The sequence below is a fragment of the Streptomyces sp. NPDC051582 genome (assembly GCF_040681715.1).
GTDB lineage: Bacteria > Actinomycetota > Actinomycetes > Streptomycetales > Streptomycetaceae > Streptomyces.
Window position 1 is genome coordinate 118,638 of the sequence record NZ_JBFAZJ010000011.1, and the last position, 11,631, is coordinate 130,268.

An 11,631-nucleotide genomic window follows, 5' to 3' on the forward strand; every position below is an offset into this window, starting at 1 on the left:
GGTTGAACACTCAACGGAACTCAACGAGTGCCAACAGCGGCGGGCACGGTTTCATGCCCCCGGCGCCTGCTTCGGGCCGGGAGGCGCTCTAGGATCGGGCCATGATCGCCGAATTTCAGTGTGTGGTGCTGGACTGCCCCGATCCGCTGCGACTCGCCGAGTTCTACCGGGAGGTGGTGGGCGGGACCGTCAACCGGCCGGACCCGCGCTGGTCGGTCGACGAGCACTGGGCGACGCTGCACGTCCCGTCGGGTCAGGTGCTCGCGTTCCAGCGGGTGGCGGACCACAGGCCGCCGCAGTGGCCGGACCCGGCCCGTCCGCAGCAGTTCCACCTGGACTTCGCCGTGCCGGACCTGGACCGGGCGCAGGAGCAGGTGCTGGCCGTCGGAGCCACCCTCCTGGACGCCCGCGCCGGAGCCGTCCCCGACGACTGGCGCGTGTACGCGGACCCGGCGGGCCACCCGTTCTGCCTGGTCCGCGAGGGCTGACACGGCTGCCGGCCGCCCCGGGCCCGGCCGTACCCCCGGCGCCTCAGTCCGCCGAGCGGGTCCAGCCCGTGGGCCGGATGCGGGAAGCGTCGGCCGGGCGGTCCTCCGCGAAGAGGAGGCGGGCGGGTTCCGCCACGCGGATGACGTCCACGTACACCCCGCGGCCGACGTAGCGGCCGGTCGCGGCGTGCCGGAAGCGGAGGTGGACCGGGCGGCCCGCCCAGGGGGCGAGGGGGGCCTCCAGGCGGTGCCAGATGCGGCCGGACCAGCCGCCGGCGCTGCCGTGCGGCCACTGTTCGGGTGTTCCGCCCGTCGATCGCGTCGTGCTGAAGGGCAGCGGCTCCCACGTCCGCCCGTCGGCCGATGCCTCCAGGTGGAAGGCGCCCGCGCCGGGGACCGTGTCCCACCACACGGCGCAGCGCAGCCGGGCCGCGGCCGTCGCCGGGGTCAGCGGCGGCAGGGTGAGGGTGCCGGAGCCGCCGGTCTCCATGCCGGAGTACCAGGCCGGGCCGCCGTGCTTCGTACGGACCGGGACGGCGCGGGCGAAGCGGTTGCCGACGGCGACGCGGGGCGCGCTGCCGGCCCGCCAGGTGCGCACGGGGTGGACGGAGTTGCCGAGCAGGATGAGGAAGGAGTCGGTGGAGGGGTCCAGGACCAGGGAGGTGCCGGTGAAGCCGGTGTGGCCGGCGGAGTGCGGTGTGGCCATGGCGCCCATGTACCAGTGCTGGTAGAGCTCGAAGCCCAGGCCGTGGTCGTCTCCGGGGAACGCGGTGTTGAAGTCGGTGAAGAGCAGTTCGACGGAGGCGGGGCGCAGGATGCGCCTGCCGGCGTAGACCCCGCCGTCGAGGAGGGTGCGGGCGAGGACGGCCAGGTCGAACGCGGTGCCGAAGACGCCGGCGTGGCCGGCGACGCCGCCGAGGGCGTACGCGTTCTCGTCGTGGACCTCACCCCAGACCAGCCCGCGGTCCAGGCCGGACCAGGGCGGCCGCTGGACCTCGGTGGCGGCGGTGACGCGGCGCCAGGAGAGCGGCGGCTTGTACCGCGTGCGGTGCATCCCGAGCGGAGCGGTGATCTCGTCGTGGAGCAGGAGATCCAAAGTGTGGCCGGTGATCCGTTCCAGGAGCAGCTGTAGCGCGATGAGGTTGAGGTCCGAGTACCGGTACACCGTCCCGGGGGTGTCCTGCGGGCGCACCCCGCACAGCAGCCTCAACTGCCCCTCGCGGGTGGGCTGCTGGTAGAAGGGGGCCCAGGAGCGCAGCCCGGAGGTGTGCGTGAGCAGCTGGCGCACCGTGATCAGCTCTTTGCCGCCGCCGGTGAACTCGGGCAGGTACCGGTCCACCGGAGCCTCCAGCTCCAGCCGCCCGCGCTCCATCTGCTGCACGGCCAGCAGCGAGGTGAACAGCTTGGTCAGCGAGGCCAGGTCGAAGACGGTGTCCTCGGCCATCGGGATGCGCTGCGCCGCGGGGAACTCCCGCACCCGGTCGGTGCGCCCGTCGTAGTCCGCGTACCGCACGGCCTCGCCCGTCGCACGGTGCAGGGCGATCGTGCGGCCCCGGCCGGCGAGCACCACGGCGCCCGCGTAGTAGGGGTGCTCGGGGGAGGGGCCGAGAAAGCGCCGGGCCTCGTCGGCCGCCGCCTCCAGGTGCTTCTCCACCAGCCCCGCCTGCCGTGCGGACCCGTACCGCAGGCGCAGCCCCTGCAGTGCCCGCCGTTCGGCGGGATGGCCGGCAGCCCCGGCGGCCCCGGGCAGCGCGGCGTGCAGGAGCAGCACCCCGCCGAGCGCCAGCAGCCGCCCCCCGAGCCGTCGCCGGCTCGGTCCGCTCCGGGGAGCCCCGCCTCCGGCCGGGTCCGCCGACCGGGCCCGGCTTCTGCGGCGTGCTTCCCCGTCCCCCGCGTGCTCCTCCACCACCGGCCTCCTGTTCGCCGAACCGCGCCCTCCCGAAGTATCTGCCCGCCCGCGCGGCGGGCCCCGCACCGACCGGCCCGTAAAGAATCTGACGAGTCATCAGAAACCTCTTCCCTCGACCGCCGGGCTGCGGCATGCTGCCGCCCATGGAGACGGAGCTGAGCAGGAAACTGGGAGTCGAGCACGCCATCTTCGGCTTCACGCCCTTTCCGGCGGTCGCCGCGGCCATCACCCGGGCCGGCGGGTTCGGCGTCCTCGGCGCCGTCCGCTACACGGCCCCGGACGAGCTCAAACGCGACCTCGACTGGATGCAGGAGAACACCGACGGCAAGCCGTACGGCCTCGACGTCGTCATGCCCGCCAAGAAGGCCGTCGACGGCGTCAGCGAGGCCGACATCGAGGCGATGATCCCGGCCGCCCACCGCGCCTTCGTCCGCGACACCCTCGCCAAGCACCACGTCCCCGAGCTGGCCGAGGGCGAGGCCTCCGGCTGGAGGATCACCGGGTGGATGGAGCAGGTCGCCCGCAGCCAGCTCGACGTCGCCTTCGACTACCCCATCAAACTCCTGGCGAACGCCCTCGGTTCCCCGCCCGCCGACGTCATCGCGCGCGCCCACGACCACGGGGTCCTCGTCGCCGCCCTCGCCGGCAGCGCCAAACACGCCCGCCGCCACGCCGAAGCCGGCATCGACATCGTCGTCGCCCAGGGATACGAGGCCGGTGGCCACACCGGCGACATCGCCACGATGGTGCTGGTGCCCGAGATCGCCGAGGCCGTCGCCCCGCTCCCCGTCCTCGCCGCCGGCGGCATCGGCAGCGGTGAGCAGATCGCCGCCGGACTCGCCCTCGGCGCCCAGGGTGCCTGGCTCGGCTCCCTCTGGCTCACCACCACCGAGGCCGACCTGCACTCCCGCGCCCTCACCGAGAAGCTGCTGGCCGCCGGCTCCGGCGACACCGTCCGCTCCCGCGCCCTGACCGGCAAGCCCGCCCGCCAGCTCCGTACCGAGTGGACCGACGCCTGGGACGACCCGGCCGGCCCCGGCGCGCTCCCGATGCCGCTCCAGGGGCTGCTCGTCGCCGAGGCCGTCTCGCGCATCCAGAAGCACGAGGTCCGACCGCTGCTCGGCACCCCCGTCGGCCAGATCGTCGGCCGCATGAACTCCGAACGCAGCGTCCAGGCCGTCTTCGACGACCTCACCAGCGGCTTCGAGCGCGCCATCGACCGCATCAACCGCATCGCCGGCCGCGCCTGAGAGGTGTGATCAGCATGAGTGAGCAACGACCCAACGGATTCTGGGCCCAGGCCGCCGCCGACCCCGGGCGCACCGTCCTCGTCACCCCCGAGGGGGAGGAGTGGAGCGCCGGGCGGCTGCACGCCGACGTCAACCGCCTCGTCCACGGACTGCGCGCCGCCGGACTGGAGAAGGGCGACGTGTTCGCCGTCGTCCTCCCGAACGGCGTCGAGTTCCTCACCGCCTACCTCGCCGCCTCCCAGGCCGGCTTCTACCTGGTCCCGGTCAACCACCACCTCCTCGGCCCCGAGATCGCCTGGATCGTCTCCGACTCCGGCGCCAAGGTCCTCATCGCCCACGAGCGCTTCGCCGGGGCCGCCACTGCCGCGGCCGACGAGGCGGGCCTGCCCGTGAGCCACCGCTACTGCGTCGGAGAGGTCGCGGGCTTCCACCCGTACGCCGCACTCCTCGGCGGGCGGCCCGCGACCGTGCCCGAGGGGCGCACCCTCGGCTGGGTCATGAACTACACCTCCGGCACCACCGGCCGCCCGCGCGGCATCCGCCGCCCGCTGCCCGGCAAGCTCCCGGAGGAGACGTACCTCGGCGGCTTCCTCGGGATCTTCGGCATCCGGCCGTTCGACGACAACGTCCACCTGGTCTGCTCGCCGCTCTACCACACGGCCGTCCTCCAATTCGCGGGCGCGGCCCTGCACATCGGGCACCCGCTGGTCCTGATGGACCGCTGGACCCCGCAGGAGATGCTGCGGCTCATCGACGGCCACGCCTGCACGCACACCCACATGGTCCCGACGCAGTTCCACCGGCTCCTCGCGCTCCCGCAGGAGACGAAGGACGCGTACGACGTCTCCTCGATGCGGCACGCGATCCACGGGGCCGCGCCCTGCCCGGACCACGTCAAGCGGGCGATGATCGACTGGTGGGGCACGTGCGTGGAGGAGTACTACGCGGCCAGCGAGGGAGGCGGCGCGTTCGCCACCGCCGAGGACTGGCTGAAGAAGCCGGGAACGGTCGGCAAGGCTTGGCCGATCAGTGAGCTCGCAGTCTTCGACGACGACGGCAACCGGCTGCCGCCCGGCGAACTCGGCACCGTCTACCTGAAGATGAACACCGGCGGCTTCAGCTACCACAAGGACGAGGGCAAGACGAAGAAGAACCGCATCGGCGACTTCTTCACCGTGGGCGACCTCGGGCTGATCGACGAGGACGGGTACCTCTTCCTGCGCGACCGCAAGATCGACATGATCATCTCGGGCGGGGTGAACATCTACCCGGCGGAGATCGAGTCGGCGCTGCTCACCCACCCGGCGGTCGCGGACGCCGCCGCCTTCGGGATACCGCACGCCGACTGGGGCGAGGAGGTCAAGGCGGTGGTCGAACCGGCCGAGGGCTTCGTCGCCGGGGACGCCCTCGCCGCGGAGATCCTGCACCACTGCGAGCGTCAGCTCGCCGGTTTCAAACGGCCCAAGTCGGTCGACTTCATCGAGACGATGCCGCGCGACCCGAACGGCAAGCTCTACAAGCGGCGGCTGCGCGATCCGTACTGGGAGGGCCGCGAACGCGCCGTGTGAGCGCGCCGAGTGTGGCGGACCGGGATCCGAACCCCGCGACCCGAGCTGCGGACTCGGTCCGCCACGCCCGACAATTCGTGAGAAGTGCCACGTCAGAGCCCCGGATGCGCCCCTTGAGCCGCACATCGCGGACACTTCTGGCAACTTGGCTGATATGAGTACGGCTACCCGCAGATTCCCCCTGACCGACTGGACCGTCCTGGTCCCCGTGGTGGCGCTCCTCGCCCTCGTCTTCAGCTGGGGACGCGATCTGCCCGGATTCGCCGTGGGCCTGGTCGCCCTCTGCCTCTGTGGCGCGGTGCTCGCCGCCGTGCACCACGCCGAAGTGGTCGCCCACCGGGTGGGCGAGCCGTTCGGCTCGCTGGTCCTGGCCGTGGCCGTCACCGTCATCGAAGTGGCCCTCATCGTCACCCTGATGGCCGATGGCGGGGACAAGACCGCCTCCCTGGCCCGGGACACCGTGTTCGCCGCCGTCATGATCACCTGCAACGGCATCGTCGGCCTGTCCCTGCTCGTCGGAGCCCTGCGCAACCGGGTCGCCGTCTTCAACGCGGAGGGCTCCGGCGCGGCCCTGGCCACCGTGGCGACGCTGGCCGTCCTCAGCCTGGTCCTGCCGACCTTCACCACCAGCAAGCCGGGGCCGGAGTTCTCCACGGCCCAGCTGACCTTCGCCGCCGTCGCCTCGCTCGCCCTGTACGGGCTGTTCATCGCCGTCCAGACGGTCCGTCACCGGGACTACTTCCTGCCGGTGGACACCGGGACCGGTACGCAGCGGGCGGCCGGGGCCGCGGGCGGCGACGCGGGGCAAGCCGACGGGGAGCACGCAGCGCCGCCCACCTCCCGCGCCGCCCTGGTCAGCCTCGGCCTGCTGCTGGTCGCGCTCATCGCGGTGGTCGGCGACGCCAAGGCCGTCTCGCCCACCATCGAGAAGGGCGTCGCCAGCGCGGGCCTGCCCAACGCCGTCGTCGGCGTGATCATCGCCCTGCTGGTCCTGGCCCCCGAGACCCTCGCCGCCGTCCGCGCCGCCCGCCGCGACCGCGTCCAGACCAGCCTCAACCTGGGCTACGGCTCCGCCATCGCCAGCATCGGCCTGACCATCCCGGCCATCGCCCTCGCCACCATCTGGCTGTCCGGCCCGCTGCTGCTCGGCCTCGGGCCGATCCACATGGTGCTGCTCGCGCTGACCGTCGTGGTCAGTGCCCTCACCATCGCGCCCGGCCGGGCGACCCTGCTCCAAGGCGGGGTGCACCTGGTCCTGCTCGCCGCCTACCTCTTCCTCGCCGTCAGCCCCTGAGCAGCCGCCGGTGGGGCCGGACCGTTCCGGCCCCACCGGACCATGGCGCAGGTCAGCGGCGCTCGCGCGGCCAGACCACCTTCAGCTGCGGCGAGGTGAGGATGTCCCGCTCGCAGAACCGCGAGGTCACCCAGCGCTCCTGCGAGAACAGCCGGGTCTGGTCGGCGTAGTGCGGCGAGTTCGGGTTCGACGACTGGCCGTACGTCAGCAGCGTGCGCGCCACCGGGCAGCGGCCGCCGTCCCAGCCGACCGCCTGGATGTGGCTGGAGCCGTGCACGACCTCCGCATAGCCGCCGGCCGCCGCGTTCCAGGGCGCCTCGATCTTGTTCCACACGCCCAGCGCCTCGGTGCCGCCCGGCACCGGCAGCTTCTGCCCGCCGCGCACCACGAACTGGTGCTCGCCGAGCGGCGCGTCCGGCGCGATGCCGGCCGCCGCCAGCTCCGCGACCGTGTCCGCGAGTGCCCGTGCGATCCCGGGCGCCGCCCGGTTGAGCGTACGAGGGGTGCGGACGGGGTCGGCCGCCGAGAACGGCACCAGCCACAGGTCCTTGGCCGGCGTGCTCGCGGTCAGCTTGCGCCAGAACCGGTCGAAGAGCAGTGCCCCGCGGCTGCCGCTGTCGGCCGTACGGTCCCAGCCCGCCAGCACCGCGCAGGCCGCAGAGACGTCCACCGACCGGCCGTCGCTCGCGGTGGCCGCGCCGCCGGGGAGGGCGGCGCAGGCCTTCGCCGCGTCGGCGGCCGCGAGATCGCCGGCCGGCACCCGGTTCGCGAACTGCTGCTTCTGCAGGTCCGCCACGCTCAGCCCGCCCTTGGCGGCCATCGCGGAGACGTCCTCCACCGCGCCCCGGGTCCGCAGCGAACGCGGTGTGCCGAAGCTGCCCCAGATCCGCTCGTAGCCGGTCACCGGCGTCTCGGCATTGGCCAGCCAGGCGCTGTCGTTGGAGTTCTCGGCGTACGGAGCGTCGCGCAGCGTCGGCGCCTTCCCCGGGCCGAACACCCCCGGCTGCACCGCGTCCGGGTCCGAGCCGAGCGCGCAGTCACCGCGCGCGCCGTCGAGGACGGCGAGCCCGGAGGCCGGGTACGTGGCCCTGCCGAGCGGGGTGGAGCAGCGGGCGGCGAGTTCGTCGGTGATGCGGGGGAGCACCTGGGACTGGGCGAACAGCGTTCCGCCTGCCGAGTCCGCGGCGACCGTGTTGACCCAGGGCAGGCCCTGCGTGCGCTTCAGCGCGTCCTGGATCCCGGCGACGGAGCGGGACTTGCCGAAGGCGAGGGCGGTGTCGGAGCCGCGCAGGTTCGCCGCGTTCGGGTCGTTCAGCGCGTACGCCGTCCCGGTCGTCCAGGGCAGCGGGAGGGTCGGGCCGAGGCCGGTGACCACGGGCCCGTAGCGGGTCCACCACTGGGTGCGGGTGACGGGGGCGCCGCCCGCCACCTGGACGCTGACCCGGCGCTGCGTCATCTTCTCCGGCTTGCCGTCGACCAGGTAGGCGGTCGGGTCGGCCGGGTCCAGGGTGAGCTGGTGCAGGTTGACGGGGGTGCCGGTGGCCACCGTGTGATTCCAGGCCACCTTCTCGTTGAAGCCGATGTTCACCACGGGAGTGCCCAGCAGCGAGCCGCCGGAGACGTTCAGTTCGCCGGGTATGGTCTGCTGCGACTGCCAGAACCGGCGGCCGCCCTGCCAGGGGTAGTGCGGGTTCCCGAGGAGCAGGCCGTGGCCGTTCGCGGTGGTGGAGCCGGCGAAGGCCACCGCGTTGGAGCCCATGTCGTAGCGGCCGGTGTCGAAGAAGGCCCGCGCGGCCTCGGCGGCGGCCGCCGGGTCGGTGGCCGGGGCGGTGGCCGGGGCGGCGTTGGGGGCGGCGGTGGAGGAGGAGTCCCGTCCCGGCGGCTGCGCCGCGGCGATGTCGTCCACGGCGCGCCCCTGGCCGCCGATCACCGAGACGGCGAAGGCGCGGGCGGCCACGTCGACGGCGGTGACCGGGCGGACCCAGGCGGCGCCCTTGCAGGCCGGGTCGGTGATCTTGTTCTGCGCCAGCCAGGCGTTGTACCCCGCGGCCCAGCCGCGCATCAGTTCCTTGAGGTCCCGGGTGGGGCCGGCCGGGGCGGGCGCGGCGAGCAGCTTCTCGACGGTGCCGGCCTCCCGGACCCCCTTGAAGTACAGGTCGCTGGTGAGGTTCTTGCCCGCGGAGGACAGCGAGCCGTCGGTCGCGGCGTCGGGGCCGAACCAGCGGGAGCGCTCGCCGGCCACGGTGACGAACCCGTCGGCGAGCACACAGGCCTGATCGGCGGCCTGGGCCCATCCGGTGCCGAAGCCGAGGTGTGCGTAGTCCTGGGCCAGGATGTGCGGGATGCCGTTCTCGGTGTACCGGATGACGGCCGACAGGCCGCCGCCGGAAGGCCCGCGGTCGGCGGCGGCCGTGGCCGCCGAGGCCTGCGGGGCCGCCGCGGTGGCGGCGAGCAGGGCGGCGCCGAGGAGCGCGGCGCGCCGGAGCAGCGGGCGGGTGCGGCCGTGTCCGTCGAACGGGTGCAAAGTGCCTCCCAAGTAGCCTGTGGCTGGGCGGGGTTGCCCGTGGTACAGGCGGTGCTCGTGTGCCCCCACACTCATGCAGGCGGCCTGACGGTCTGTCAACATGCCGTTCGGTGTCCCGGTGGTCCGGGTCATTGACCGCGGCCGTGCGCGCAGACGAGGATCACGCCATGACGGCAGCGCGGGCGGTGCGGCAGAACACGGTCGACGGGCTGGTGCGCGACAGCGCGCTGCGCGTCCCGGACCGGCAGGCGCTCACCTACGGCGAACGGACGTGGACGTACGCGGAGCTCGACGCCGCGGTCTCCACCGGGGCCGCCGTCCTGCGGGAGCGGTACGGGCTGGCCGACGGCGACCGGGTCGCGACCTTCGCCCACAACTCGGACGCCTACCTGCTCGCCTTCCTCGCCTGCGCCCGCGCCGGGCTCACGCACGTCCCGGTCAACCAGAACCTGACCGGCGAGGACCTCGCGCACATCCTGGACGACTGCACGAGCGCGCTGGTCCTCGCCGACCCGGAGCTGGCCGCGCGGATCCCCGAAGGTCACGCCGTACGGCCGCTGCGCGACGCGCCCGGCTCGTTCCTGGCGGAGCTGGCCGATCCGCTGCCCTTCGTACCGGACCGCGATCAGTACGCCGTGGCGCAGCTGCTCTACACCTCGGGGACCACCGCGCTGCCCAAGGGCGCGATGATGACGCACAAGGCCCTGGTCCACGAGTACGAGAGCGCGATCGAGGCCCTGGACCTGGCCGAGGCGGACCGGCCGGTGCACTCGCTTCCGCTCTACCACTCGGCGCAGATGCACGTCTTCCTGCTGCCGTACCTGGCGGTGGGCGCGCGGAACACCATCCTGGACGCCCCGGTCGCCGAGGAGATCTTCGGCCTGGTGGAGGCGGGGCGGGCGGACAGCCTGTTCGCGCCGCCCACGGTGTGGATCGGACTGGCCGGCCACCCGGACTTCGGGCGCCGCGAGCTGGGTGCGCTGCGCAAGGCCTACTACGGGGCCTCGATCATGCCGGTGCCCGTGCTGGAGCGGCTGCGGGCGCGGCTGCCCGGGCTCGGCTTCTACAACTGCTTCGGCCAGAGCGAGATCGGCCCGCTGGCCACCGTGCTGGGCCCGGACGAGCACGACGGGCGGATGGAGTCCTGCGGGCGGCCCGTGCGCCACGTCGAGGCGAAGGTCGTCGACGAGGACGGCGCGGACGTGCCGGACGGCACGGCGGGCGAGGTGGTGTACCGCTCGCCCCAGCTGTGCCTCGGGTACTGGAACGATCCGGAGGCGACGAAGAAGGCCTTCCGGGACGGCTGGTTCCGCTCCGGTGACCTCGCGGTGCGGGACGCGCAGGGGTACTTCACGGTCGTCGACCGGGTGAAGGACGTCATCAACTCGGGCGGCGTGCTGGTGGCCTCCCGGCAGGTCGAGGACGCGCTGTACACCCACCCGGGGGTGGCCGAGGCCGCGGTGGTGGGCCTGCCCGACGAGCGGTGGATCGAGGCGGTCACGGCGGTCGTGGTGCCGCGCGGGGAGGTCACGGAGGCGGAGCTGCTGGCGTACGCCCGGGAGAGGCTGGCCCACTTCAAGGCCCCGAAGCGGGTGCTGTTCGTGGACGCCCTCCCGCGCAACGCCAGCGGCAAGATCCTCAAGCGCGAACTGCGGGACCGCTTCGGACAGGAGGAAGGGCCGGCCTGATCGGCGGGACGACCCCGGGCCCGCGGGTCATTCGGTCAGCCGGCCGGTGGCCCGGAGGCGGCGGAGGGTGATGTCCTCGTGCACCAGGCGTCCGACCAGGGCGCCGCCGTAGACGACGAAGCCCACGCCGACCAGCCAGGACTGGACGACCAGCAGCGTGCCGAAGGGGCCGTACGTGACGGCGTTGGACGCGATCAGCGGCGAGAACACCAGCTGGGAGAAGAGCCGCAGGCCGAGCAGGCCCAGGCTGGTGGCCACGGCCCCCGGCAGCAGGGCCCGCCAGCGGACCCTGCCGCCGAGCAGCAGGCGCTGGGAGCCCCAGAAGAAGAGCATGGTGCCGAGCAGATCCCCGGTGGTGCCGAGGACCGTGCCGACGGCGTCGTTCGACGGGGCGGGGATCTCGACGAGCAGGCCGAGGTAGCAGACCAGCAGGGCCAGCCAGACGACGTGCCGCCACATGGTGTGCCAGCGGGCGGTGGGCAGGTCCCAGACCTTCTCGTACCCGGTCTGCACGGCCGAGCCGAAGGTCAGGCCGAAGACGGCGAGGGCCGCGAGTCCGAACGCCGTGGTCCGCTCCAGCGCCAGGTCGGCCGCGCCGAACAGCATCTCGACCCGGGCCCGGGAGGACTCGGTGACCCCGAGGGCCTGGCCGAGCCAGCGGCCGAAGCCGGAGCCGCTGCCGGGGGCGGCGGCCGCGACGACCACCAGCAGCGGCACCAGGGTCAGGAATCCGAGGGCGGCGAAGCCCATGGCGCGGTGCATGAGCTCCATCTCCCGCCCCCGGCCCCACGCCAGCCCGACCGGGGAGGCCTGGAGCCGGTCGTGGAGCCGGCGGAAGAACGAGGTCACGCCTCATGGACTACCCGGACGGACCCGCCGGCTCTCGGAGGCTCCCCCGAAGTAGGCCCGA

At 73.5% G+C, this 11,631-nt stretch carries 8 protein-coding genes; 5 read left to right on the forward strand and 3 right to left on the reverse strand.

Annotation, left to right across the window (positions count from 1 at the left end; translation table 11 throughout):
- Nucleotides 1-101: 101 nt before the first annotated feature.
- A complete protein-coding gene (locus AB0M92_RS16660; RefSeq protein WP_366102870.1) occupies nucleotides 102-488 on the forward strand; it encodes a VOC family protein in 387 nt (128 codons plus the stop codon).
- Nucleotides 489-531: 43 nt separating this feature from the next.
- Here the strand turns inward: AB0M92_RS16660 and AB0M92_RS16665 are convergent, their stop codons facing one another.
- The gene (locus AB0M92_RS16665) at nucleotides 532-2,277 is read right to left on the reverse strand and encodes a serine hydrolase (RefSeq protein WP_366102970.1); all 1,746 of its coding nucleotides are present in this window, start codon (nucleotides 2,275-2,277) and stop codon (nucleotides 532-534) included.
- A 263-nt stretch (nucleotides 2,278-2,540) separates the two neighbouring features.
- Between AB0M92_RS16665 and AB0M92_RS16670 the strand changes: the two genes are divergently transcribed.
- The 3 genes from AB0M92_RS16670 (at nucleotide 2,541) to AB0M92_RS16680 (ending at nucleotide 6,509) form a co-directional block, all read left to right on the forward strand.
- Nucleotides 2,541-3,647: a nitronate monooxygenase family protein gene (locus AB0M92_RS16670; protein WP_366102871.1), complete on the forward strand. Its 1,107-nt coding sequence runs from the start codon at nucleotides 2,541-2,543 to the stop codon at nucleotides 3,645-3,647.
- Nucleotides 3,648-3,661: 14 nt separating this feature from the next.
- On the forward strand, nucleotides 3,662-5,215 hold the full coding sequence (locus AB0M92_RS16675; RefSeq protein ID WP_366102872.1) for an acyl-CoA synthetase: 1,554 nt from the start codon (nucleotides 3,662-3,664) through the stop codon (nucleotides 5,213-5,215).
- Nucleotides 5,216-5,369: 154 nt separating this feature from the next.
- Nucleotides 5,370-6,509: an ionic transporter y4hA gene (locus tag AB0M92_RS16680; protein ID WP_366102874.1), complete on the forward strand. Its 1,140-nt coding sequence runs from the start codon at nucleotides 5,370-5,372 to the stop codon at nucleotides 6,507-6,509.
- Between the two features lie 52 nt (nucleotides 6,510-6,561).
- Here the strand turns inward: AB0M92_RS16680 and AB0M92_RS16685 are convergent, their stop codons facing one another.
- Entirely contained in the window at nucleotides 6,562-9,033 is a 2,472-nt protein-coding gene (locus AB0M92_RS16685) for a penicillin acylase family protein (protein ID WP_366102875.1), read from the reverse strand.
- A gap of 167 nt (nucleotides 9,034-9,200) precedes the next feature.
- Between AB0M92_RS16685 and AB0M92_RS16690 the strand changes: the two genes are divergently transcribed.
- Nucleotides 9,201-10,721 carry a fatty acyl-CoA synthetase gene (locus tag AB0M92_RS16690; RefSeq protein WP_366102878.1) on the forward strand — a complete coding sequence of 507 codons (1,521 nt, stop codon included), beginning with the start codon at nucleotides 9,201-9,203 and terminating at the stop codon, nucleotides 10,719-10,721.
- Nucleotides 10,722-10,748: 27 nt separating this feature from the next.
- Here the strand turns inward: AB0M92_RS16690 and AB0M92_RS16695 are convergent, their stop codons facing one another.
- Nucleotides 10,749-11,570, reverse strand: coding sequence for a YhjD/YihY/BrkB family envelope integrity protein (locus tag AB0M92_RS16695; RefSeq protein ID WP_366102879.1), 822 nt, complete (start codon nucleotides 11,568-11,570; stop codon nucleotides 10,749-10,751).
- Nucleotides 11,571-11,631: the final 61 nt, after the last annotated feature.